Origin of the sequence: Shewanella sp. SM71 (assembly GCF_025653905.1) — a bacterium.
Taxonomy (GTDB): Bacteria; Pseudomonadota; Gammaproteobacteria; order Enterobacterales; family Shewanellaceae; genus Shewanella; species Shewanella oncorhynchi.
This window is the reverse complement of the sequence record NZ_JAKKRW010000007.1, coordinates 159,526-182,487: the sequence shown is the minus strand read 5'-3', so window position 1 is coordinate 182,487 and position 22,962 is coordinate 159,526. Positions and strand designations below refer to the sequence as shown.

Here is a 22,962-nt window from a genome sequence, read left to right as displayed (position 1 = left end):
GAATGAAAGCAAATTAAGTTACTGATTGTAAATGGCAATCAGAACAGCACTCGGTATGGTGACTGATGATTGCTAACAAAGATTGTCATTAGAAGGGGTGGATCAGGTAAACTGTTCAAGTATGATCATTTCAAAAAAATTGGCAGTTCTATGACAGGAAAAAATCTTGATTTACTGCGTGAAGTAGTGAAAAAGTGTGAAGAAAAAGGCATCAATCTTACCAGTAAGCGCAAAAAAGTACTTATCGTATTACAGGAACATGATGTTCCTTTGTCTGCCTATGAAATTGCCGATGTGTTAAAACAAAGTTTGGGCGAGAGTTTACCCATAATGTCTATCTATCGCATGTTGGATTTCTTAGTACAGGAACAATTAGTGCATAAGTTATTAACGGTGAATAAGTATATTGCCTGCCATCATGTATGCGATCATCACATTCACAATCAATTTTTAATTTGTAATACTTGTCAAAAAGTCACAGAGATAGCATTGCCCACTGCTCTTGTTGAACAGTTACAGTTGAATGTTAGCCAAGCAGAATTTACCTTATCGAGCCCACAGCTTGAATTAGCGGGTTGGTGTCATGAATGTCAGCAGCAACATAATAGTTAAGTTATGTACATTAACTAATTTGGAACGCTATTTATCATGGTTGCTGAACTTATCCCATACTCACAGTAACGCTATAAATTCCCCAGCTTCCGATATTCTGGTCGATAATGTCCGTCTAAAATCGTGGATATGCCAGTCTTGGTTTCATATCGCGGACCAGCTCATTAATGGAAGCAACATTACCCGGTCGCTTGCCGTGGGAAAGCGCCATGGCGAGTGATATAAGTTCCACTGTTCTTATAATATCTCGAGTAAAGCAGAACTGATCGGCCTTCGAATGTGTTAAGCGGTTTCCAAAACGCATGGGGATCTATAATATTTACCCATGAATTTAGTCACGCAGGGACCAGCTTACATGCGTCAGCAAGTCCTAAATCCGGGTAGAGACCAAAGGTTAAGCACCCTGATGGATTATCAATCCTAAATCGATACTGCCATGTTATAGTCCCTGCAGGGGTAATACGAACGCTTAAGCCGTCGCGGTCTGCAAGCTCTGGTTTCTCTAAATATGGTTTGCCGTTTATTGCACGTAACCAATTGTCAGATAAAGACATTTTAATTACCCTGTGTACATGTGATTTTAGCTAATCTGACGCAGAACCCAATATATACAGATATGTACTCACATCTAAGTTGTAGCAAACTAAATTGATGTGAATGACAACGAATCCAATTAAAGAAATTTAACTATTGATAACATGAAGTTACATGCTTTAGAGAACGAAAATAAATGAAGATGAAAGACGATAAAGCAGGGTCAATATTTTAGCACGACTACGGAAACATGTAATATTAACCATTGATTTATAATAAATATATGTACAAACTTCGTTTAAGAACCTTCCAATATCACAGCTGCTAAACAACAAAATCACTTCTAAATTCGATACTATTTTTAATTGCAAAAAAATGTTGTCTAATTATGTTTATCTATTAAAAAGTGGTGTGCATGACAAGTGCTTAAGATCTTCCGGCTCCATACTTCTGATTACTTTAGCAGAGTGTTCTAATTCTAAATTAAGCTCAGACCAACCATCAGTGCTCATAAACTCTGCCAGTAGATAACAAATCCTAGGTGTAACGGCTCACAATCGAAATTCCTTGTGCTCGCAATTAGCGCAATCTTCGGCTCAGATTAAGTGACAATAAAATCTTACTGAGCTCACATTAAGTGATAGACAGATGACGGTCAGCTTTATTGGTAGTGCTTAATTTCAATGCAGTGTTCAGTTTACAATAGTGTTCTGTCGCGCAGAGTTTGCGTCAGCAAGGCGAGCTCCTGATCTTTGCTTCAAACCCGAGCATAACCGTAAAAGGCCATTGTTATTAAAAATGTCTCGTTAGGCTTTAGATGAGGAAAACATAACATCCAAATGAGACAGAAAAACCGTCTCATTTGGATGTATGCTTTAGGTATACTCAAAACATACATTAGCATCAGAGATAAAATTTAATAATCTCTTAGTAGAGTGCGAGGCTGACTTTTTGGGCTACGGACTTCTGTTACAGTTATACCTCGAAAAACTCAATCTTACCGCCAGTAAGGTGATACATACTACCAACGATTTTAATTTTATTCTGGTCTTCCAGCTGTTTCAGTACCGGGCTGTTTTTGCGGATATTCTCGATAGTCAGTTCAACATTTTTCCTTGCCACAGCATCGACAAAATCGTAATTACTCCCTTTACGCTCTCCGGTGTACTCTGTTTTTTCAATAGCAGGTTTAATTTCATTCAGCAGGCCCGTCAGGTTGCCTAGTTCTGCATTATCAATAGCGCCACGTATCGCACCACAGCGGGTATGCCCCATAACCAGCACCAATTTCGCACCAGCAAGAGCACAGGCGAATTCCATACTGCCCAATATATCGCGATTACTGATATTACCCGCAACACGAGAATTGAACGTTTCGCCGATCCCCGCATCCAGCACAATTTCCGCTGGCGCACGTGAGTCAATGCAGCTAAGGATCACTGCAGCAGGATACTGACCCGTGATACTGTTGCGTTTCTGCGCCAAATAATCATGTTTCGCCGTGCGATTCTCCCGGAAGCGCAGATTGCCCTGCTTAAAATGTTCAATCACAGCCTCAGGTGTCATACCATCACGTTCATCTTTACTGAGGGATGCCGCAAAAGAGATAGAGGGCACCGATAAGGCCGCCAGCCCAGTTACCGAAAGGGCCGAGACAGCAAGTGTTTGTTTCAGGATTGTCCGGCGTGAGGGTTGAGCCGGTTGGTTATTTTTCATAATGTTCTGCAGTCCAGTTTGTTGAGTTAACAAAGGTTGTTGCGATAGTACTGTTAAACAAATCACAGCTTCAACCTAATGATAGTGGAGACCCAGTCAACGCGATTAAATACGGGCGGCAGGGTTACAGGTATGGCGTTTTTCATTTGCAGTTATTGTGAGCCAGAAGCAATGGATAGCTAGCCCGAGGGATTTCGATTGCGAGCCGCCATACCTAGGTTCTTCCACTGATGCCTGTAACATTCCTGATAAACGAAATATTCCAAAATTTGTATGAATACGATTATCGAAAATTTCTTCATATGCTGCCTATAATTTCGCAGCTCAACTACCATAAGTCTAACAAAGCTAAGAGAAAGGGCGCATAAAGCAAAGATCAAAAGATCACAAAATAGATCTGTCAAAGTTGTTGTTTCCCGCATACCTACTATTTTCAACTTCTGAGCAGAAAAACAAAATAACAACGTAAAATCAATACAATACACAGAGCTTGAAATTATGAGTACACTAAAACCTAATGGCGACATTTACCTGCAAGAACGGTAAAATGCCCCCATTGTCATTGGGGAGTAGTCATCCTTAGCCTCCCACTAAGGAGTCCACGTCAACAAAATTGAGGTCTAACACCTCATGGCGTGGTCAGCCTCTGCGAATGCGGAGAGCTAGGCGAGACCTTTGGCCGCAATACGCTTTCCCAGCCGGGCGAGCAGTGTTGTCGTGCCATTGGATTATTGCTCGCCCGGCCGGATTGCTCACATGATCCTTACTCTTACTCTGTTTTTCATCTCAGCAGGTACCATTTATTTGGCCTGCGAATACTTCGTCAACGGCATCGAATGGTTCGGCCGCCGTTTGAATCTTGGCGCGACAGCAGTGGGTTCAGTACTTGCTGCCTTCGGTACAGCACTACCTGAAACGGCGGTGACCTTCATTGCCGTTGTCTTCGGCAAAACACCAGAGCAAAAGGACATTGGCGTCGGCGCAGCCATGGGCGGTCCGCTCGTGCTCGCTACCTTAGCCTATGCAGTGGTCGGCTTGGCACTGATTTACCACCATCGCCGCCTTCAACGGGAAACGTATCATGTACGTGCCGATCACGCCCGTATGAGTCACGACCAGCTCGCCTTTCTCGCAGTGTTTGTAGTGAAAGTGGCACTTGGCCTAATCGCCTTTGCCATCAAGCCGTGGCTGGGTGTCTTGTTTCTCGTAGCCTACGCAATCTATGTCTGGCGCGAAATTCAGGAGAGCGACACAGCGCCTGAAGATGAAGAGATTGAACCTCTCAAAATTCAACCTTCCGTGACGGAGCCATCGTTAAAATGGGCGGCGCTGCAAGCCGTGTTGTCCCTGATCGTCATAGGCATTGCATCCCATATATTCGTAGGTCAACTTGAGGCCATTGGTACAGCGCTACAATGGTCACCACATTTGGTAGCATTGCTGCTGAGTCCGGTGGCGACGGAGCTGCCCGAGATGATGAACACTCTCATATGGATACGGCAAGGAAAGGAACGCTTGGCATTGGCCAATATTTCTGGTGCCATGATGATTCAGGCAACGATTCCCAGTGCGTTGGGTATCTTCTTTACGCCATGGCTTTTTGATGGCTCACTGATGGCGGCAGGAGTCATTACTGCTTTGGCTATTATTTTTCTATGGCAGCTATTTCGACGAGGCGTTGTAGATGCGCGTGCATTGGTCGCCGTAAGCTCATTGTACGGCGTATTTGCCTTGCTGATTGCGTTCTACTTCCCTCTCTAAGGAGCAAAGTGTCAGAGAACGCAGTGTGGTATGGCTTTCCTATTTGGCTAAATTTGCCCTACACGCCAAGAGTGTAATATTAAATTTTGTAAATGTTGCAAAAAATTGATTTAAATGAATTAGACTTTTCAGCGATCCTTGTGACCATCACTAGTGATGATCAATGTATATGTCTCGTCACAAAAGCACTACGCACAGCGATACACCGCCCGAACGATTTGGTTGCGCACTATGGTGGTGAGAAATTTATTTGTCTATTACCGGATACTCAGCATTTAGGCGCGATGAACATAACTCATCGTCAACGCAGTGCTCGCTTTACATTTACTCTAGTTTCCAAGCGGTCACCATTAACTGGCGTTGTGCGTATTCAACCTCATCGGCATTTGAAATGGCAAACGCTTATCGAATCCGCAGATAAGCAATCATACTTAGCTAAAAAGCATGGACGTAATCAAGTCAGCAGGGCCAGCTTGCTACGGTAAACAGCATTATTGAGTGCCAATCGTAAATTTTGATTTTTTGAAATTATCAAAGTTGAAATGTGAAGTGGGTCACGTAGCATTTGGATAAATGGAATCATTGACTACAAGACCAAAATGCATCATGCATTTGACGATTTCTAACTGACAATTAGGCTTAGTGAAGTATCATTTTAGAGCTGGCGCAGTCATTAAAAGCTCTGTAATGGTTTAATTTCCCTACATTAATTAAAGAGAAACTATTTATGTTTGTGATCGATCAAATTATTCTCCTCGCCGCGATTTTGATTATTCTTGGTATTTTATCCAGTAAATTGTCTGCGAGATTGGGTTTACCCGTACTGGTGCTCTTTCTCATGGTGGGCATGTTAGCTGGTGAGGATGGCCCTGGAGGTATTGTTTTTGATAATGCACAAATTGCTCACGCGCTTGGGTCTTTAGCTTTAGCCATTATTTTGTTTGACGGTGGTTTGCAAACACCCATCGCGTCGATTAAGCAAGTGTGGAAGCCTGCTTCTGTGTTGGCGACTTTAGGCGTATTGGTGACAGCCATGATCACTGGTGCTGCAGCGGCTTATATTCTAGATGTTTCCTTACTTTACGGTTTACTGATTGGTGCCATTGTTGGTTCAACCGATGCTGCCGCCGTATTCTCATTACTGCGTAATGCAGGTATTCATATCAACCCACGCCTTAAAGCCACATTAGAAATTGAAAGTGCGACTAACGATCCTATGGCAATTTTTTTAACAGTTGGCTTATTGGAGATCATGGTCAAAGGGCTTGAACCAGGGACTGGATTATTGATGCTGTTTATCCAGCAAATGGGTATCGGCTCCGCAGTGGGTTTAGCGGCAGGCTGGTTATCAGTACGTATTATTAATCGTATCCATCTGACGACCTCTGGATTATATCCTGTGATGGTCGCGGCATTTGGTTTACTGTCCTTTGGCGTAGCAGCTAATCTTGGCGGCAGCGGCTTTTTAGCTATTTTTATCGCTGGTGTGGTGATAGGGAATAGTCGTTTTGTTTTTCAGCGCAGTACCTTTTTATTTCACGATGGTTTGGCATGGTTAGGCCAGATTGTTATGTTTGTTTTTTTAGGCTTGCTGATTAATCCTTCGTCTTTGCTGGATGTCTGGCAGGAAGGACTGATGATTGCAATCGTCCTGACCTTAATCGCGCGACCCTTGTCGGTAATCCCTGTACTGAAGATTTTTGGCTTTAATGCGCGTGAAATTACCCTAGTATCCTGGGTTGGGTTACGTGGTTCGGTGCCTATTATTCTGGCTATATATCCGCTGATTTATGGTCTGCCTGGTGCCAGTCTTATTTTTAGCGTGGTGTTTTTCGTCGTGTTAATTTCAGCGACAATACAGGGGTCAACATTACCCTGGGTTGCACGCGCTTTAGGACTTACGGAACCGCCTCCTGCGACACCTGCAGCGACACTGGAAATTACTGCTTTAGGCGATGTGGATGCTGACATTGTCGAGTATCAATTGGGCGATACCTCACGGGCTTCTGGTCGCCGTTTATCCCAAATGGCTTTACCTGACGGTACAGTAGTGGCGATGATAACCAGAGGAAACAATGTAATTCCACCTAGGGGATCAACCTTCCTGTATGCTGGCGATCATTTATTTATTGTGATGAAGCCCGATGTGCGTGAGTTTGTTGATCTGGTTTGCTCTGGTGTTGCAGAAGCCAATCATTATGAATTACCTACGGGTGAATTGAAGTTGAAAGGCTACACCAAAGTAGCAGATTTAAAGCACTCCTACGGTATTGAACTCTCTGCTAATGATAATTTGTCATTAGATGAAGTGCTACGTCAGAGCTTGACTGACGAGCCGACCTTAGGTGCAAGTAAAGATTTTGGGGAAGTAATATTGCATGTTCGTGAGATGGTGGGTTCGAGGATTGCGACAGTGGGTATCGTACCGAACTCAGCCAATGAAAACTGATACCAAAACAATAATTTGTAAAAGCATAGTTTCATTGTGGTCAATATAGAGATCACACCTAAGCTCAGTGCATCATTTAATCGCGAATGAGTTTGCATAGGTATCTGTCCGAACTTTTGATAAAATCCAGTCAACGGGTTAGCAATCTTGGTGGACAACCGTCTAACCCGCCAGCCCTCGTAAGAGGGCGTTCCCTCTAATTCATCCTATCCAGCAGTGCCATTTCGGCTTTTCTTAGCCAGAAGATATAAGACTTTTTGCTGTCAAATCCCATTAAGGCCCACTGCTCTTTACACAGATAATGGGCGCGAATGGCGCGTTTACAGTTAATGGATAACTGCTCAACGAGGTGGTCAAAATGGGCGACGTGGGCAGGCACGTTGAGTTCATGCTTTAAGTTGCCACCGCCCAAGGCTTCGCCTAAACGGTCGCAGGCGTAGCGGTTTGAAAAACCCTTGCCCAATTCTTGGTACACCCAATAACAGCCCCAGCGATATAACCCTAACCGTAACGCCTTAATGTTCATCCTCTACTCGGGGTCATCGCTAAAGGCCATTAGCTACCTCATTTATCTTCTTAACCGAAAGCTTAAACACATCAATGCATATCGATGTCACATCGTCATAGGGCGCATTAGTGCGGCCATTTTCCCAACGTTGATAAGTGCTGCGACTGATGCCGTAAATCTCAGCCACTTCGTCTTGGGTCATGCCCCGTAAACGGCGCCCTACTTTCAGTAAATCCGCGGCGCGACTAGCCATAAATCCTCCTGCGTGAAGTCCATAACCCAGTTGTGCTATTTGTTATTGTCATTGTCATAACCACCCCACTAACATTGGCTCGTCCGTCTCAGTGGTCGATTGGCGCATAATCTCGGGCGCCACATCATCAAACCCTAGTGTGATTAAGTGTGTGTGGGAGGTAAATGCCTTAAACCGAATCGTTTCACTCCAATATTGCGCAGTGCGAATGCTCACCGGCCCTACATCGTAAGGGAACAAAACGCTCATACGACGGACATTGAAGCGGTGATCTGCATCGGCGAGGCGTTTTATTGCAACGCGGCGGGCCATTCACAAAAGCAAGCTGACATTGCGCAGCACAATGCTAAGGCCGAAGCCTTTAAACAGCGACTGTTATCACTGCGCCCTGCTCTCACCTTCACGGCGTTTAACAGCACCAAGGAGAAATCGGCATGAAGCAATCTGCAGTCATCAAAGACGCTTTACGCCAGTGTTATACCCTGCCCCGCAAACAAGTCGGCAGCTGCCAACAATTTTTAAAACGACTCGCCGAGGAATTGGCAAAGGAAGGTAAATGATGATTTCGACCCAATCGACCGTGGATCAGCAAATGCAAGTGCCGCTCTTTCTTACCACTAAGGAAGTCATGACACGCTACCGGATTAGCTCATCAGCAACGCTTTGGAAGTGGCGAAGAAACGACGGTTTCCCTGCTCCTATCCATAATGGCCGCCATTACTTAAAAGCGTCGCTCGATAAGTGGGATGAAAAACAGCAAGTCGCGGCTTGAATTGATTTATTAAGCCTTAAGATAAAGCCCCATTTTTGGGGCTTTATTTTTAGACCTTTATCGATGGACTGTTAGGCCATAAACTCATCGCCTTCGACATTACAGCCTTTACTACCGCAGTTAGTGCCTACTGCTACAGCATCAGCGATGATAGCGGCAAGTCCTGTGCCGACCAGTACTATTTGGGCAATTAACAAGACACCATCGGTTGATATCCATGCGACCACTGTCGCGATGAATGATACCGCAGCGACTATGGCTCCAAACCAGCTTAGGCCATTGACGATTGTTTTAATGACGCCTTTAATAAACCCTATATTGAATAGTTGCGAGATAAACTGAAATATCAATGTCGCCTTTTTCAGCGTGGTAGAAGCACTGCTGATACCCGTGATCAGTCTCTCCAAGCCAACAGCTTCAGCCCCCAACGCCTGTACTGCCGCTTTTACCATGCTGTCAGTTCGCATAATGCGTATGCTTGCAAGTTGCAGAGCAAGCAATAACACATCAATACAGAATGTTGCGATTGATTTAGTGCAAGGGGAAATTGCCTCTAGATCAATTGCTTCTATTGCTACACTTTCGTTCTCCGTTAACGTTAAAAAACTTTGCATTTCAGTGGCCGCTTGCATTTCGACATTACTGGGCTGTTGGCCTGTGATTATGGCTGCCACAAGCTTCTCTATCTGTGCAGGTGTAGGTTGTGAGTCTGGGAACCACTGTCCAAGAGTCTCAACTGACTCTTTAAGGACTGCACCTAGATGAAATTGCTCATAAGGTCCGACAGAGGCTTGGCAATTTACGGTACCAAACCCTGCAGCATTAAACGAGGGAGATTGCTCTCCGGCCATACGAAGATAGTTACTTGGAAACGCATTTGACGCTATGGAGGTTAAGACCCCACTGGCGCTGTCGCTTAGAACTGCGACATTGAACTTTTCCCAAGGACCAATCGATGCTTGGCAGTTTACGGTTCCAAATCCATTCCCATTAAAAACTGGCGAAGCTTCACCCGCCATTCGTAAATAGTTACTCGGAAAGGCCATAGACTCAAAGGAGACTGTGCCATCGCCGTTACGAATAGCGTTAAAAATCTCCCATGGGTTTTTATCTGGATCATTTTGGTCTGCCTGACAATTAACGGTACCAAAGCCATTACCATTGAACTGTGGTGAATCCTGTCCAGACATTCTCAATAAGCATTGTGGAAATTGATTGGATCTGATCATAACAGGAAATGTTGAGGGGAATATTGGATCACTATTTGAGGCAGAAGTGTTAAGCGTGCTCATAACAAAAGTCCTTTTTAGTTAACTAACAAAGCTATACATCGTCATTGATAACATAGCGTTTTAATGAGCTGAAAAACTGCATCTAGCAGCCCCTAAAAGAAGGCTGTAGCGATCAGTTCATCATTTTTAAGGTTAGTTCAAATGTGACGTTTAACAAAGGCTCACTTCGCTGGATGTTCAACAACAATCGCGTTAGTGGCAATAGTGAACTGATTGAATCATTCATGCGATATTTTGATGTTTTACCGCCCCACTTTATCGGGCGGCAGCCGAGACATTATGTATTCTAAACCTGCTTGATAGCCTGCGGTTTCTGTTGTGTCACCATTTTTGGCGACTAAATAAGTGGCTTTAAACATCATCAACTTACAGACGGTTAGATAATAAAAATCATCGTCTTGCTTGAAAGCACAAAACTTTTTCCACGGTATGGTGATGGATTTACCGCTAGGGGGCACAAACGTTAGCCTCGAGGCTGTGGCGGTCACTGTGTGGCGCCCTTCTAGGCTCGCAAGGCTCTGTAAAGTTGTGTTTTCAATCGTTCGATCCAGAGTGGTTATCTTGCCTGCAAATTTGTTAGCTTGATTTTCGGCGATGTTTTTTAATACAAATTTCCACACAAGAAGGTAAGTGATAGCGCAAATTGCGATTGCGATATATGTCTCTGGGGAGTGAATTTCTACGAAAAAATAAAACATTAGTAACGGGGATAATAACGGGACCCATAGGAGTAATGCACGAATGATAAGGGCATATAACCACTTAGCTAAACGAGCATTCTTTGCAATGCGTGCTGAATTTATTCTTTCCGCGATTGTGATTAACTGTTCCCGCGTGATTAAAAATTTTAGTTCCATGACGTCCTTGCTTAACGTTAATCCGAACACTGTGCCAAGTGCATGATTAATTGAGTTGAAATGACTAAACCATAAATAAAGCTAATATTGAACAGATAACAGTTTACCTTGTGTCGAATTGAGCTCCAATGCACCTAATTACAAAGGGGTGTTTCTGCTGCACTGCAACGCAACTGATTTACATACTGAATAAGCTCACCATTTTCTGCTGTCAGCGACAAACATGCCTACCCCTTCTTTCTAACACGACAATTTTTCTAACACGACTATTTTGCTATCACCCAGAGCGGCCAATCTCAGCTTATTTGTCCATTGTTCATAGGCCTCAGTTTGATCATCTAACCAATCATGTTTGTTGTACACCGCCATCACCCCGCCTAATAGATGGCCTAGCATCTTCTCTGCCACATGGGGCAACACCCCAGCTTCTAACATTCTGGTCGATAATGTGCGTCTAAAATCCTGAATACGCCAGTCAGGGATTTCTAGCCTTAGTTTGATCTCGCAGACCAGCTTATTTACTGAAGCGATGTTGCCTGAGCGCTTAAGATCGTTTGCTGCGGGAAAACTCCATAGTGAGTTATAGAGGTTCCACTGTTCTTGCAATATGTCGAATAAGGCGGGACTGATTGGCCTCCGGATTGACAAATTAGTTTTGCTATTATTTATCGGGAAGGTCCAGACCATCGACTCAAGGTCAAAATCAGCCCGTTTGGATTTTAATATTTCTGATATACGCCCCCGTTAGTAAACATGCCTTGATAGCATTGGTTACTGCTTTGGTCGCGCGGCATTTATCAAGCTCACGGATGATTTTGCCACACTCTAGAATGGTGAGTACTCGCGAACCGACTTTGGGCGCGGAGCCCACATCACTGACTCGTAATTGAAGAACATCAACAAGCGACATCATTTGTCGGCGAACGGACCAGCTAAGTACCGTCTTTAACTGTTTGAGTATCTCACCTGCGGTGACTCGACTATGAATTGCCTTTTTATCGAAAAATCTATCCACTCGCCGAGTGTGATACTTTCGACTTTGCGATCAGCAAAAGCATCATAGAGATGTGCTCTAAAGCAGGATTGCTACGTAGCAACAATGCTCGGCTTAAGTGCTGCACTTCGCGCCGATAAAAACTGTTCACAACAATCCCTCAGTGTTGTCTGGTCCACAAATGTGTTGCGCTGTTTCCAAAACGCATAGGGATCTATAATATTTACCCATGAATTTAGTCACACAGGAACCAGCTTACGTGCGTCAGTAAGCTCTAAATCCGGGTAACGACCAAAAGTTAAGCACCCTGATGGATTATCAATCCTAAATCGATACTGCCATGTTATAGTCCCTGCAGGGGTAATACGAACGCTTAAGCCGTCGCGGTCTGCAAGCTCTGGTTTCTCTAAATATGGTTTGCCGTTTATTGCACGTAACCAATTGTCAGATAAAGACATTTTAATTCCCCTGTGTACATGTGATTTTAGCTAATCTGACGCAGAACCCAATATATACAGATTATGTACTCACATCGAAGAGCTGCATACTAAATTGATGTGAATGACAACGAATCCAATTAAAGCAATTTAACTACTGATAACATGAAGTTACATGCTTTAGAGAACGAAAATAAATGAAGATGAAAGACGATAAAGCAGGGTCGATTTTTTGGCACGACTACGAAACATTTGGAGCGAACCCAGCGAAAGACAGACCCTCGCAATTTGCTGGTATTCGCACGGATTTAGATCTCAATATCATCGGCGAGCCTGAGACATTCTATTGTAAGCAAGCCACTGATTATTTGCCGTCTCCGGAAGCAATATTAATCACAGGGATCACTCCACAGTTAGCTAATTTAAAAGGCATCCCTGAAACTGAGTTTATGGGACGAATTCAAGCGCTATTTAGCCAACCAAACACTTGTGTTGCAGGTTATAACTCACTGCGTTTTGACGATGAAGTGACCCGTTATGGCTTTTATCGGAACTTTATCGATCCCTATGCCCGTGAATGGCAAAATGGCAACTCTCGTTGGGATATCATTGATTTAGTGCGCGCTTGTTATGCATTTAGGCCCGAAGGTATTAACTGGCCGACAAAGGAAGATGGCTCTCCGAGTTTTAAGCTAGAACATCTTACCCAAGCGAATGGTTTAAGCCATGAGAAAGCCCATGATGCTATGTCTGATGTGTATGCGACCATCGCTATGGCAAAACTCATTCGCGAGAAACAGCCTAAGTTATATCAGTACTATTTTGACCTGCGCCGTAAGCAAGCGGTTAGCGATCAAATCGATGTGCTCAATATGCAGCCTTTGGTTCACGTGAGCTCTAAAATTAGTGCGCGCAATGGTTGTGCAACGTTGATCTCACCCGTAGCGCACCATCCTACTAACAAAAATGCCGTTATTTGCGTTAATTTAGCCATGGATTTAACGCCGCTATTCGAGCTAGATGTCGAGCAAATTAAAACGCGCATGTATACGTCAAGGGCTGATCTTGCCGAAGATGAATTACCTATCGCAGTAAAACAAATTCATCTTAATAAGTGCCCTTTTATCACCTCGGCAAAAATCCTCAGTGATGAGCATGCCGCTCGTTTAGGCATAGATAAAGAATTTGCCAGAGAGCAGTATAAACGCCTAAAACGTCACCCAGAATTACGCGAAAAACTGGCGCTATTATTTGAGCACGATGACAGCAGAGCGACCACAGATCCCGATTTGATGCTGTATTCTGGTGGGTTCTTTAGCCAAGCTGATAAAGCAAAAATGGAAATCATCCGTCATACCCTACCGCAAAATCTAGCGGCGTTAGATTTGCAGTTTGATGATCCACGTATTCCTGAGATGCTGTTTCGTTACCGCGCCCGTAATTACCCTGAACTACTCGATGATACAGAGTCGCAGCGCTGGCGTGAATTCTGCCAAAGTCGCTTAGCCGATCAAGACTACGTACTTAAATTAGAAAATTTGCTACAAGAAACACAAGCGGATGAGACTAAGCAAAAGCTACTTGCTGCCCTTTGTCATTATTTGCGTGAACTTTAAATTGTGTAAATTCAAGCTTAAGTCTTTTGTTTTATAGTCTTAAGCTTATTTGTGTGCACCAATAGACTCACTCTATACGTGAGTAACATAAGTTTATCACTCTCAATAGCACTGACATTGACAGCGTATAAACGCGAGCTAACTCGCATTTATGCTGTAACAAAATTACTAGAATGTTCTTCCATGAACTTAACAAATAAGGAATAGGGAAATGCAAGATAGATTCATTCGTAGCATAACCCAACTGCCAACGCCGTTAGCCGATGCACTTATCCCAATGTTGCACCAGAATTTTGCTGGACACATTGATGCGCAGCAACTTGCTACGCTAACAAGTGCAAGCAAAATGACCGAAGCAGAAGTGTTATTAGCATTACTGCCGATAGCAGCGGCATTGGCCAAACCGCCTATCAGTGAGTTTTATGTCGGCGCGATAGCCAAAGGTAAAAGTGGCGATATCTACATGGGTGCCAACTTAGAATTACCCGGTGAAGCGTTATTTCATTCTGTACATGCAGAACAAAGCGCTATCAGCCACGCATGGCTCAGTGGTGAAAGCCAAATTGTTGATATCATAGTTAATGCCAGTCCTTGCGGTCATTGTCGTCAGTTTATGAATGAACTGGTTGAAGGGAGCAAGATCAGCATTCATCTACCCGCACAGGAAAGCCATCCTCTGGCCTATTATTTACCCTATGCTTTTGGGCCAAAAGACTTAAATGTCACTTCGCCCTTAATGGCCAAGCAACAAACTGAATTTGCACTAGATAGTGCCGATCCTATGATCATAGAAGGCTTAGATCATGCCGGTTTAAGCTATGCACCTTACACCCAAAGTTTTGCCGCCGTGGTATTAGAAACTCACGATGGTGCAACCTATTGCGGTCGCTACGCAGAAAATGCGGCATTCAATCCCTCTATGCTGCCCATGCAGATGGCCTTATCAAATCTGGCACGCCACAATCGTGAGTTTAGCGATATCAGCCGTGCGGTTTTAATTGAGTCATCTCAAGGAAAAATCAGCTTAGTTGGCGCGACTATGGATGCGCTCCATACCGTTGCCGCCATCGAACTTGAGCACATAGTGGTAGATCCAGTGTAACGTCTGCTTCAAATGCCAAGGGGGTTTCAGAATGCCAACGGCGAAATACGTTTATGCATATTTCGCCGTTCGATTATCCACTTAAAGCTTAAAAATCAATTATCGTAGGTAATTCTGACGGCTAATCATGCACCATCCTGTCTTCTACTAACCGCGTCATTGAACTTAGCCAGATACTCCCCCTTACGCTCCTCCATCCTGATAAAACAAGCTTGCCGCTCCACTTCCGACATAACGCGCCATGCTAAAATTTCATCAAGATGCCTGAAACAACCTAAACAAATATCTTGCTGATCTAAACAACAATTTCGAATACAAGGAGTGACATTAGGATCATTCTGACCAGACGGCATATTCATTGCCACAAGGTTCAACAAAATGGAATCGACGGCCTCCCGGAAAACTAAAGATGTCAGCTGTGATAATGCCACCAGCTGTTACGACAGCCGTCAGAGTCAATTCTAAGTTCTGGCTGTAGATCACAATCAGCGGGCAACCTTTTGCGAGGGTGAAATTCACATCGGCTTGATAGAATCCCCCAGTAATGCCGACATCCATAAAGCAACTGTATTCAGGGCCATAATCGACATAGGTCCATCCAAAAACCTGGCTAAAAAAAGCCTTAGAACTCGCAATGTCGCGACTTGGGATTTCCAAATAATTGATACTGTGGTGACGGTTCATAGACTTCCTTGCTATTTAATCAGGACACAAAATGATGAACATAAAATGCGTAAGTAAAAATGGGAGCCAAAGCTCCCATTCTATTCGCGGCTTTAACTCAGGTTAACCTTGGATTAAGGCTGCGGCAAGTCCAATCAGACCGCCAAACACGCCGCCCCAAATCACTAACCAACCTAAGTGCGTTTGGATCATGTCCTGAACGATTTGTTTCACCATTTGCGGTGTTAACTCGTTTAATCTTTGCTCCACTATGTTAGCAATTTTAGTTTGCAGATCGGCCATCACATTTGGCTGTTCAATTTCTTGTTTCAGCAACTCGTGAAATGCATCGCTTTGTGCCATTTCAACTAAAGAAGCTTTCATCTTCACAATAAACGGCTCTTTTAACGGCAATAAGGCATCTGTGCCACCAAACATAGACAACATGCCGCCAAAGGAAGATTGGGCGACTGTGCTAATTAACGCATCAAAAGAAGGCGCTAAATCAACCTTTTCAATCACTGGCGCCAAGTCTATTTTACTCAGCCCTTCTTTTTCAGACAGGAATCGGTCGATATTTTCAGTGGTAAAAAACTGTTTCATCATCAAATGAGCAATACCCGCCTTAAACTCTTCAAAACGAGAAGGCACAACTCCCGAACCATAGAGTCCGGGGACTTTCTCAAACAACATATAAACTGCAACCCAGTTGGTAATTGCACCCGATAAAGCAAATAATCCGACATTCAGGACAATTGCCGAATTCATCAGGTAACCCACAACGACCAAAGCAGCCGCCAATAAATTCGTCACTAAACTCTTATTCAATCTCATATCCCCTAAGGTGGCATCGATAAGATGCAAAACTCGCCTATATTAACAAGTTAACGGGAGTCAGGTCTAACACTCAAACCACAGTAAACAAACCCGTTTTAAAATCTGTTTTCAGTGCTAAGTCTTGGCGCAAGTGGCAAGATGAAGCCCATCAACTAAGCCGCAGCGCCACTGAGCCACAAGAAGCTGATTAGCCAGTACCAAATAAAGTGAATCTCCTTGTAGAACATTAAGTTAATTTAATGTTCTACAACCTAAAAAAGCAAAAATTTTAATTTACCGTCTGTGAATTATCAACTTGCCTCAACTACACTCAATCAAGATAACGCACAAAAAATATGGCTCAGAATACAGCTGGCACTGAACACTGACAGTTAACCTCGACTCAATACACAAAATTTACCCCAAATAGAATAAAGGATGCGCTTATGGAATCGGCTTTTAACACTGCAGGGGCGTTAAGTTGGCATGAATTGACAACCAATAATACCGAAGAAGCTATGCACTTCTATGCTGAGATTTTTGGTTGGCACTTTAAAACCGTCAAAATGCCCCACGGTAATTATCATATTATTGAAAATCAGGGCGTCAGCATTGGGGGGATCACCGATAGTTTGCTCCCAATGCTTCCCTCACATTGGACTGGCTACATTACCGTTAACGATGTCGATCAAGTCGCTATCAGCGCAAAAAAACTTGGCGGGGATATTCTGTTTGGTCCTGAAGATATACCCGAAGTAGGCCGTTTTTGTTGGATAAAAGATCCACAAGGCGCCATTATTGCAGCGATTAGTTATTTAAATCGCTGATCAAAAATAGCCTCCAATATAGCGAGTATTGACGACTCAAATCATCAGCCATAAGCTGAAACACATGTAGTTATCAATGTAGATGATAGGTTACCACTCAGGAATGTCTTAGATAAGAAGACGTTATTGTCTGTGTAATACCAAGATTTCATTGGTAAAAATATAAATAATTTCTGGAAACCTTAGCGTTATTCGCTAGAATGTCCGTACTTATGGAAGTTTTTCCCTGTCTTATGCATTGGAGCCTTGATATTAATGCTGACCCAGTTATCGCAATTCAGACACTCTTTTTTTGCCCTCCCAAGATACCTGCGAGTGATTATTTACCTAACAGCAGTCTACCTTAGCTATGTCTGCACATTAGGTTTAATCCTCCCCTATGCGATAACCACGCTGGCACCAGAAAAACTCTCAACTCTGCTCGGTCGTCCCGTCACCCTCGGTGATATACGCATTAACCCTTTTAATTTCAAAGTCGAAATCGACCAACTGGCCATTAAAGAAAAAGACGACAAACCTTTTGCTGGCATTGCACAAGTCCAATTCGAAATACACTTTTGGCGATCTGTTTTTAATCGCGCCGCCGTTATCGAAAACATACACATACAAGCGCCCTACGCACATATCATTCGCGTGGAGAAAAAAGGGAAAGCTGGATTCAACTTCGACGATATTCTGCAGACCCTGAACGAGCATTCATCCACGAGCACAGAAACAGCCCCCACAGAAGCCAGTTCACCCGTTCGTGTCCTGCTCAGCCAATTTGTGTTAGATGCGGGACAATTTAACTTCGATGACAAAATTACCCATGCTCAAGTGAACTACCCCAATATCAATCTAAAACTCAGTTCCCTTGATACTGAATATTTGATGGCGGCATCATCGGCATCGATAACACCAGCCATAAAAGTAAACAAAGTTGATAATACGACACCAAACGCCCAATCAACGTCTGACTCACCCATTGTGCCTATCAAGCACAATCACTATGCGATACAACTCAGTGATGATCATGCTGGTGAAATCAGTTTGCAGGGGCAATTCCAATTGTTCCCGCTAAAAGTTGCGGGTGACATCCAAGTCGCCAAACTCAAACTGACACCACTATGGCGATTTATCGACGATCAATTTAATCCCGTCCTCACGGATGGCGAGCTCAGTATTAAAACTCAGTATCAAGTGGATCTTGCCGAGAATGGCGAGTTACAAGTCATCAGCAACAATGGCCAGTTTATTGTTGAAAAACTTAACATTAACGACAAAGATCGCTCAGTGGTAAAGCTCCCCATGTTAGCCCTCGACGGCATTTCAGCCAACTTGAAGCAGCAGAAAGTGCATATCAACAAACTCCACAGCGATGGCCTAACAATGAGTGCCATTTTGAACCAAGACGGGCTCGATCTTGTTGGCTTATTCATGCCTAAATCGTTAAGCGCCTCCACAACGACTACGCAGCCGGTTGCTAAACCAACCGATGCTAAATCGCTAGAACGCGTACAAGTTGCGCAAGTCGAAGAAAAACGTCAAATAGCAGAGACTGCCACTGGTCCAAGCGATAGCGCAAACAAAGCAACGGAAAGCGAATTAGCCGCAACTAACGAGAGTGATAAAACAGAACAAAAGACAGAAGCAACCGCAAATGTCACCACTGATGCCACTAAAGAAACCGCTGCAGAAGTCGCTTCTGAGGCAGATCCTCTGCTGCCAATCAAGCAAACACCAGTAACGACGTCAACTGACACTTGGTTAGTGCAACTCGATGCGCTCAATATTGAAAACTATGACCTTAATCTATCGGAACAAAAGCTAACGGCCACACCGCAGCAATGGCGAGTGTATCCGCTTAATTTTTCAACTAAGGTCATAACGAGTACCTTAACCGCTCCGATTGAATATGAGCTACAACTCAGCCTCAATGGTCAAGGTACTTTGTGCTCTCAAGGCCAAGTCGATGTGACGGGCGAAACCATAGATGCCAATATCCAACTCGATAAGCTGGCGTTAACCCAATTTCAGCCCTATTTAGCGCCCTACGTGAATATCCAGCTCAAGAGCGGTCTATTAAGCTCAGCAGGCAAGCTGACCGCCGATGCTAAAGGCAAAGCCATTTACGGTGGCAGTGTTGAGCTCGATGATTTAGCTATTCATGACAAATTGCGTAATGCTCCACTGGTCAAATGGCAAAAGATGAATATCAATCAACTGGATTTTGACCAACAGAAAAATCAAATCAAAATTGATCACTTAGCCTTTAATCAACCCTACGCCAAAGTGGTGATAGCCAAAGATAGAACCACTAATATCAGCGATCTTATCGTTGAGGCTCCGGCTGCAAATAGCAAGACAACTAAAAACACAACCACAGCCAGTGCTAAGCAAACCGAGCTGCAAACGGCAAGCAAGACAACGCCTGAGTTAAACCTCGATATTCAAAAAATTAGCTTTAGCCAAGGCTCAGCTTACTTTGCCGATAACTCACTGACACCAAACTTTGCCTCAGGGATTGAGTTACTTGAAGGTAATATCACTCACTTGTCGTCAACGCCAGGGACTAAGGCCTCGGTCGATATCAAAGGTAAGATAGACAAGTATGCGCCTGTAACTCTAAAAGGCGATATTAACCCTTTGCTAGATATGCCATATTTAGATCTCGATTTAGTCTTTAAGAGCGTTGAGTTAACCTCAGTCAATCCTTACTCAGGCACCTATGCGGGTTACTACATAGATAAAGGGCAGCTATCACTATCGCTGAACTATCAACTCGATAAGAACAAGCTCAAGGGCAGTAACCATCTGGTCATAGACCAACTGAAACTTGGTAAACCCAGTGACAGTGACCTTGCCACTAGCTTACCCATCACGCTCGCGATTGCCCTGCTGCAGGACCGTAACGGCGTGATTGATTTAGGTATGGAGGTCTCAGGCGATTTAGACTCACCCAGCTTTAGTGTCGGCAGCATCATAATGACGGCGATTACCAATGTGATCACTAAAGCCGTCACTGCGCCCTTCACTTTCTTAGCTGGACTCATAGGTTCTGACGAAACCTTAGATAAGATAAGCTTTGCCGCAGGCAAATTCAGCCTAAGTGAAGATGAGCAAAAAAGTTTAGACAAACTCGCTAGCGCCTTACTCGACAGACCTATGCTCAAGCTCAGCGTTGAAGGGGAAGTCGATGCCATCAATGACAGCCAAGCCATTGCTGAGCGCATCATGAAGCGTAAATTGGCTAAATTAGCCAATATTGAATTTAGTGCGTTACCTGATGATTTAAGTCCGAGTCAATTCCCGACCCAAGGGCCGCTTGCCGATGCGCTAGTAAAGCTTTATGAACAAGAAGTTAAAGCCGATCCTGCCCAAATCAAAGACACTGTTATCGCAGAGGCCAAAGACGCGCAGCTTTCCGATGACGAAATCACCACCCGCTGGCATATCGCGTTATATAATCTGTCGGTAAAAGCGCAGAATGTTAACGATGGCATGTTGGGTAATTTGGCCCAAGAAAGAGCAAAAGCCGTTAAAGCTTACCTAGTGGACGTGAAAGAAATTGCCCCAGAGCGGATCTTCTTGCTCGAAAGCCGAGTGAGTTTAACCCAGAATGCAGCCCAAGTGAGTCTCACCATTGATGCTCAATAACTCAGCCAATTAACTGCTTTTTATATAAAACTAAGCCCGCTAAAGTTCGACTTTAGCGGGCTTTTACCTTATGGCTAAGCGTCATAACCAATCAAAAAACCATTCTTCTACAATCAAATCATCTATCTGTTAATTCACTCTAAAATGTTGGCCGTGCTTGGTGCCATAGGTTACACTCTGCGACCTTTATACAACTGAGATCACAGTTTTTAAACGACTGGGTCTCAGACTCGCCGCACGCTTTCTGTGGCGCCATGACGCACAAATGTTCTTCCACAAAAATTATCATTAAGGTCAATAACATGTTTATCATTCGCTGGATTTTAGGCAGGATTATTCTGTTTTTAAACTTCGTATTTAGCCCTAAGAAGCGCCAACGTCCACTGGCTGAGCAACAAAAAATTGATGCTCAAACTCAAGCATTAGCCCTGTATCAATATCCTGCATGCCCATTTTGTGTAAAAGTCCGCCGTGCAATGCGTCGCCAAGGACTCAACATAGTGACCCACGACGCTAAAAAAGCGCCGCATAAAGATGAACTCATCGCTCAAGGCGGCAAACAGCAAGTGCCTTGTCTGCGGATTGAAGAAAACGGTCAAGTACAGTGGTTATATGAATCAAAAGAAATCATTAACTACTTAGACCAACGCTTCGCCTAAATCACGGCGCAACGGTCAGCGCAAATATACAAGTAAGTGCGTCCAGTAACCTTTTCAATCGTCTGTTCTATGGGCCCTTACAAAGGGCTTTACGTTGGAATGACGAGGTTTCGGGCGCAGTTCTTTTATTGCGTTGTTTTATCGCATTTACTTACGCCACAAATATTCACGGTCAGAATAATCAAATAACCACTGGGGCTGATACACCACCAATAGCGTCACCGCCATACCATTAAGCAATGCCTCTGGGAATGCCAGCAAAGGGATGAGTATCAGGTAGTCGTCTACTAACACATTCCAATCGTAATCCGCTGCAGACCACAACCACATCGCCCAACTCAATTGATGAAACACAGTTGAGAGGCCCGCATTGATAAAACCACCGACGAAGATGAATACAAAAATATGTTTAGGAAATAAATGGTAACTGCGACTGTATAGGATAAAACACAGAAACAGCGGCACAGCCATAGCGAACAAACTAAAAGCACCAAAATCAGCGGGCTGCTTTAATACAAAAAGACTAAAAAAAGCGCTCGGCAATAGCAACACTAGAGTCGCAAGACGCCAGCCGAACATCAGCATACAAGTGACAATTCCCAGAAAATGCAGATGCAACCCAGTTTGGATACTGGCATTTAGCGACCACAGCGCATTGATCCCCACCAACGTCAGCAACAAACGTAATTGGAGATGTTTATCCCGCCGGAGCTGCACTAACTCTTCTTTTGGCCATATGGCGTAGATCCATAACGCCAAGAACATAAGGCATATACCTTGAGTCAGGCTCATATCCCATTCGATTTGCGCCCATTTATTTGACCAAAACGCCAACATTACTCGCCCATCCTTAATCCATTACACCTATCGGCGCGTACTCAGCCTATGAGAATGCCATAAATCCATGAACTTTAGGGCCATATTAAGGTATTCTTCTGTCAGTTAATAACCTAAGAGTTAAATTTGATTATGCCGTTTCGATATCTCAGCCTTGCCATCTTAAGTTGTTTCTCGCTCATCGCCTGCAGCAGTGCGCCAATTGACCCGAGTGAACTCGCCGGAAAATTACGGGATAAGTTAACGACGGATATTAAAAGCGATGGCCTTAAACTCTTCAGCTACAAAGCGCGGCTGGTCGATGAAAAGTCGACAATGAATGAGACAGACCGCCCTTTTCCACACGAGGCACGCATACGTAATATGCAAGATCCCCGTGAGCAACGTCGCGCGATGCAAGATCTACAGGACTCATTAGAAATTTGGGGGAGACAGGTTGATTTAGGTTTAATCAAAACCCTTGAAATGACGGGTTATTGCCGCGAAGGTTATATTGAATTAAGCCGAATTATCGAGCCTGGTCGAGGAGAAATCCGCGGTGAGTGCCAAGAGGGGGCAACCAATGCTGATAAACACAAATTTATGAGCTATTAACTAAACTCAATTTATGAGCTATTAACT

The 22,962-nt window shown here is 43.9% G+C and carries 25 protein-coding genes and 1 riboswitch; of the genes, 12 read left to right on the top strand and 13 right to left on the bottom strand.

What is annotated here, in order from left to right:
• Positions 1–150 precede the first annotated feature (150 nt).
• Positions 151–612: a Fur family transcriptional regulator gene (locus tag L5L97_RS09155; RefSeq protein WP_049821724.1), complete on the top strand. Its 462-nt coding sequence runs from the start codon at positions 151–153 to the stop codon at positions 610–612.
• A gap of 335 nt (positions 613–947) precedes the next feature.
• On the opposite strand, the gene L5L97_RS09150 is transcribed toward L5L97_RS09155, so the two are convergent.
• Both L5L97_RS09150 and L5L97_RS09145 read right to left on the bottom strand, forming a co-directional pair.
• Positions 948–1,166, bottom strand: a complete 219-nt coding sequence (locus tag L5L97_RS09150) for an Arm DNA-binding domain-containing protein (RefSeq protein WP_263163179.1) — start codon at positions 1,164–1,166, stop codon at positions 948–950.
• Between the two features lie 955 nt (positions 1,167–2,121).
• On the bottom strand, positions 2,122–2,862 hold the full coding sequence (locus L5L97_RS09145) for a carbonic anhydrase (RefSeq protein WP_219252817.1): 741 nt from the start codon (positions 2,860–2,862) through the stop codon (positions 2,122–2,124).
• Between the two features lie 552 nt (positions 2,863–3,414).
• A riboswitch (yybP-ykoY riboswitch) is annotated at positions 3,415–3,526 on the top strand.
• Between the two features lie 11 nt (positions 3,527–3,537).
• Between L5L97_RS09145 and L5L97_RS09140 the strand changes: the two genes are divergently transcribed.
• From L5L97_RS09140 to L5L97_RS09135, 3 genes are all read left to right on the top strand, one after another.
• Entirely contained in the window at positions 3,538–4,623 is a 1,086-nt protein-coding gene (locus tag L5L97_RS09140; RefSeq protein ID WP_263163181.1) for a sodium:calcium antiporter, read from the top strand.
• Between the two features lie 92 nt (positions 4,624–4,715).
• Positions 4,716–5,108 carry a diguanylate cyclase domain-containing protein gene (locus L5L97_RS22945; protein ID WP_263238335.1) on the top strand — a complete coding sequence of 131 codons (393 nt, stop codon included), beginning with the start codon at positions 4,716–4,718 and terminating at the stop codon, positions 5,106–5,108.
• 242 nt (positions 5,109–5,350) lie between these two features.
• Positions 5,351–7,072: a potassium/proton antiporter gene (locus tag L5L97_RS09135; protein WP_263163183.1), complete on the top strand. Its 1,722-nt coding sequence runs from the start codon at positions 5,351–5,353 to the stop codon at positions 7,070–7,072.
• Between the two features lie 196 nt (positions 7,073–7,268).
• Here the strand turns inward: L5L97_RS09135 and L5L97_RS09130 are convergent, their stop codons facing one another.
• The 3 genes from L5L97_RS09130 to L5L97_RS09120 are packed head-to-tail and all read right to left on the bottom strand — an operon-like array spanning position 7,269 to position 8,145.
• Positions 7,269–7,598: a hypothetical protein gene (locus tag L5L97_RS09130; RefSeq protein ID WP_263181086.1), complete on the bottom strand. Its 330-nt coding sequence runs from the start codon at positions 7,596–7,598 to the stop codon at positions 7,269–7,271.
• 19 nt (positions 7,599–7,617) lie between these two features.
• Positions 7,618–7,833, bottom strand: a complete 216-nt coding sequence (locus L5L97_RS09125) for a helix-turn-helix transcriptional regulator (RefSeq protein WP_168823718.1) — start codon at positions 7,831–7,833, stop codon at positions 7,618–7,620.
• 54 nt (positions 7,834–7,887) lie between these two features.
• Positions 7,888–8,145, bottom strand: coding sequence for a hypothetical protein (locus L5L97_RS09120; protein ID WP_251073342.1), 258 nt, complete (start codon positions 8,143–8,145; stop codon positions 7,888–7,890).
• Between the two features lie 122 nt (positions 8,146–8,267).
• Between L5L97_RS09120 and L5L97_RS09115 the strand changes: the two genes are divergently transcribed.
• Together L5L97_RS09115 and L5L97_RS09110 are read left to right on the top strand one after the other, a co-directional pair.
• A complete protein-coding gene (locus L5L97_RS09115; RefSeq protein WP_263163186.1) occupies positions 8,268–8,393 on the top strand; it encodes a hypothetical protein in 126 nt (41 codons plus the stop codon).
• A complete protein-coding gene (locus L5L97_RS09110; protein ID WP_105252880.1) occupies positions 8,390–8,605 on the top strand; it encodes a helix-turn-helix transcriptional regulator in 216 nt (71 codons plus the stop codon). The genes L5L97_RS09115 and L5L97_RS09110 overlap by 4 nt, the downstream gene beginning before the upstream one ends.
• 71 nt (positions 8,606–8,676) lie before the next feature.
• Here the strand turns inward: L5L97_RS09110 and L5L97_RS09105 are convergent, their stop codons facing one another.
• From L5L97_RS09105 to L5L97_RS09090, 4 genes are all read right to left on the bottom strand, one after another.
• Complete coding sequence (locus L5L97_RS09105; RefSeq protein WP_263163187.1) at positions 8,677–9,795, bottom strand: fascin domain-containing protein; 1,119 nt, start codon at positions 9,793–9,795, stop codon at positions 8,677–8,679.
• 344 nt (positions 9,796–10,139) lie between these two features.
• Positions 10,140–10,754 carry a hypothetical protein gene (locus L5L97_RS09100; RefSeq protein WP_263181088.1) on the bottom strand — a complete coding sequence of 205 codons (615 nt, stop codon included), beginning with the start codon at positions 10,752–10,754 and terminating at the stop codon, positions 10,140–10,142.
• Positions 10,755–10,994: 240 nt separating this feature from the next.
• On the bottom strand, positions 10,995–11,480 hold the full coding sequence (locus tag L5L97_RS09095) for a tyrosine-type recombinase/integrase (protein ID WP_263181178.1): 486 nt from the start codon (positions 11,478–11,480) through the stop codon (positions 10,995–10,997).
• Between the two features lie 507 nt (positions 11,481–11,987).
• Positions 11,988–12,206, bottom strand: coding sequence for an Arm DNA-binding domain-containing protein (locus L5L97_RS09090; protein ID WP_081729045.1), 219 nt, complete (start codon positions 12,204–12,206; stop codon positions 11,988–11,990).
• A 176-nt stretch (positions 12,207–12,382) separates the two neighbouring features.
• On the opposite strand from L5L97_RS09090, the gene sbcB reads away from it, so the two are divergent.
• Positions 12,383–13,801, top strand: coding sequence for an exodeoxyribonuclease I (gene sbcB, locus L5L97_RS09085; RefSeq protein WP_131524342.1), 1,419 nt, complete (start codon positions 12,383–12,385; stop codon positions 13,799–13,801).
• Positions 13,802–14,012: 211 nt separating this feature from the next.
• Positions 14,013–14,903, top strand: coding sequence for a cytidine deaminase (gene cdd / locus L5L97_RS09080; RefSeq protein WP_212599913.1), 891 nt, complete (start codon positions 14,013–14,015; stop codon positions 14,901–14,903).
• 125 nt (positions 14,904–15,028) lie between these two features.
• Here the strand turns inward: cdd and L5L97_RS09075 are convergent, their stop codons facing one another.
• The 3 genes from L5L97_RS09075 to L5L97_RS09065 all read right to left on the bottom strand — a co-directional run bounded on the left by L5L97_RS09075 (position 15,029) and on the right by L5L97_RS09065 (position 16,394).
• Positions 15,029–15,262: a DUF1289 domain-containing protein gene (locus L5L97_RS09075; RefSeq protein WP_131524340.1), complete on the bottom strand. Its 234-nt coding sequence runs from the start codon at positions 15,260–15,262 to the stop codon at positions 15,029–15,031.
• Positions 15,237–15,587 (bottom strand): VOC family protein, encoded by a 351-nt coding sequence (locus L5L97_RS09070; RefSeq protein WP_105252887.1) that lies wholly within the window; start codon positions 15,585–15,587, stop codon positions 15,237–15,239. The genes L5L97_RS09075 and L5L97_RS09070 overlap by 26 nt, the downstream gene beginning before the upstream one ends.
• Positions 15,588–15,689: 102 nt before the next feature.
• Positions 15,690–16,394: a DUF445 domain-containing protein gene (locus tag L5L97_RS09065; protein WP_105253144.1), complete on the bottom strand. Its 705-nt coding sequence runs from the start codon at positions 16,392–16,394 to the stop codon at positions 15,690–15,692.
• Positions 16,395–16,828: 434 nt separating this feature from the next.
• Between L5L97_RS09065 and L5L97_RS09060 the strand changes: the two genes are divergently transcribed.
• The 3 genes from L5L97_RS09060 (at position 16,829) to L5L97_RS09050 (ending at position 21,504) form a co-directional block, all read left to right on the top strand.
• Positions 16,829–17,209 carry a VOC family protein gene (locus L5L97_RS09060; RefSeq protein ID WP_028760394.1) on the top strand — a complete coding sequence of 127 codons (381 nt, stop codon included), beginning with the start codon at positions 16,829–16,831 and terminating at the stop codon, positions 17,207–17,209.
• A 255-nt stretch (positions 17,210–17,464) separates the two neighbouring features.
• Entirely contained in the window at positions 17,465–20,845 is a 3,381-nt protein-coding gene (locus tag L5L97_RS09055; RefSeq protein WP_263181090.1) for a DUF748 domain-containing protein, read from the top strand.
• Positions 20,846–21,147: 302 nt separating this feature from the next.
• Positions 21,148–21,504 (top strand): glutathione S-transferase N-terminal domain-containing protein, encoded by a 357-nt coding sequence (locus L5L97_RS09050; protein WP_028760396.1) that lies wholly within the window; start codon positions 21,148–21,150, stop codon positions 21,502–21,504.
• A 147-nt stretch (positions 21,505–21,651) separates the two neighbouring features.
• Here the strand turns inward: L5L97_RS09050 and L5L97_RS09045 are convergent, their stop codons facing one another.
• Positions 21,652–22,341, bottom strand: coding sequence for an energy-coupling factor ABC transporter permease (locus L5L97_RS09045; protein ID WP_263180074.1), 690 nt, complete (start codon positions 22,339–22,341; stop codon positions 21,652–21,654).
• Between the two features lie 132 nt (positions 22,342–22,473).
• Between L5L97_RS09045 and L5L97_RS09040 the strand changes: the two genes are divergently transcribed.
• The gene (locus tag L5L97_RS09040) at positions 22,474–22,935 is read left to right on the top strand and encodes a hypothetical protein (RefSeq protein ID WP_263180075.1); all 462 of its coding nucleotides are present in this window, start codon (positions 22,474–22,476) and stop codon (positions 22,933–22,935) included.
• Positions 22,936–22,962 lie beyond the last annotated feature (27 nt).

Bases quoted from the DNA above. Each gene is read 5' to 3' on its own strand.
- L5L97_RS09155 (WP_049821724.1), top strand. From the start codon at position 151: ATGACAGGAAAAAATCTTGATTTACTGCGTGAAGTAGTGAAAAAGTGT.
- L5L97_RS09150 (WP_263163179.1), bottom strand. From the start codon at position 1,166: ATGTCTTTATCTGACAATTGGTTACGTGCAATAAACGGCAAACCATAT.
- L5L97_RS09145 (WP_219252817.1), bottom strand. From the start codon at position 2,862: ATGAAAAATAACCAACCGGCTCAACCCTCACGCCGGACAATCCTGAAA.
- L5L97_RS22945 (WP_263238335.1), top strand. From the start codon at position 4,716: ATGTTGCAAAAAATTGATTTAAATGAATTAGACTTTTCAGCGATCCTT.
- L5L97_RS09135 (WP_263163183.1), top strand. From the start codon at position 5,351: ATGTTTGTGATCGATCAAATTATTCTCCTCGCCGCGATTTTGATTATT.
- L5L97_RS09130 (WP_263181086.1), bottom strand. From the start codon at position 7,598: ATGAACATTAAGGCGTTACGGTTAGGGTTATATCGCTGGGGCTGTTAT.
- L5L97_RS09125 (WP_168823718.1), bottom strand. From the start codon at position 7,833: ATGGCTAGTCGCGCCGCGGATTTACTGAAAGTAGGGCGCCGTTTACGG.
- L5L97_RS09120 (WP_251073342.1), bottom strand. From the start codon at position 8,145: ATGGCCCGCCGCGTTGCAATAAAACGCCTCGCCGATGCAGATCACCGC.
- L5L97_RS09115 (WP_263163186.1), top strand. From the start codon at position 8,268: ATGAAGCAATCTGCAGTCATCAAAGACGCTTTACGCCAGTGTTATACC.
- L5L97_RS09110 (WP_105252880.1), top strand. From the start codon at position 8,390: ATGATGATTTCGACCCAATCGACCGTGGATCAGCAAATGCAAGTGCCG.
- L5L97_RS09105 (WP_263163187.1), bottom strand. From the start codon at position 9,795: ATGTCTGGACAGGATTCACCACAGTTCAATGGTAATGGCTTTGGTACC.
- L5L97_RS09100 (WP_263181088.1), bottom strand. From the start codon at position 10,754: ATGGAACTAAAATTTTTAATCACGCGGGAACAGTTAATCACAATCGCG.
- L5L97_RS09090 (WP_081729045.1), bottom strand. From the start codon at position 12,206: ATGTCTTTATCTGACAATTGGTTACGTGCAATAAACGGCAAACCATAT.
- sbcB (WP_131524342.1), top strand. From the start codon at position 12,383: ATGAAGATGAAAGACGATAAAGCAGGGTCGATTTTTTGGCACGACTAC.
- cdd (WP_212599913.1), top strand. From the start codon at position 14,013: ATGCAAGATAGATTCATTCGTAGCATAACCCAACTGCCAACGCCGTTA.
- L5L97_RS09075 (WP_131524340.1), bottom strand. From the start codon at position 15,262: ATGAATATGCCGTCTGGTCAGAATGATCCTAATGTCACTCCTTGTATT.
- L5L97_RS09070 (WP_105252887.1), bottom strand. From the start codon at position 15,587: ATGAACCGTCACCACAGTATCAATTATTTGGAAATCCCAAGTCGCGAC.
- L5L97_RS09060 (WP_028760394.1), top strand. From the start codon at position 16,829: ATGGAATCGGCTTTTAACACTGCAGGGGCGTTAAGTTGGCATGAATTG.
- L5L97_RS09055 (WP_263181090.1), top strand. From the start codon at position 17,465: ATGCTGACCCAGTTATCGCAATTCAGACACTCTTTTTTTGCCCTCCCA.
- L5L97_RS09050 (WP_028760396.1), top strand. From the start codon at position 21,148: ATGTTTATCATTCGCTGGATTTTAGGCAGGATTATTCTGTTTTTAAAC.
- L5L97_RS09045 (WP_263180074.1), bottom strand. From the start codon at position 22,341: ATGTTGGCGTTTTGGTCAAATAAATGGGCGCAAATCGAATGGGATATG.
- L5L97_RS09040 (WP_263180075.1), top strand. From the start codon at position 22,474: ATGCCGTTTCGATATCTCAGCCTTGCCATCTTAAGTTGTTTCTCGCTC.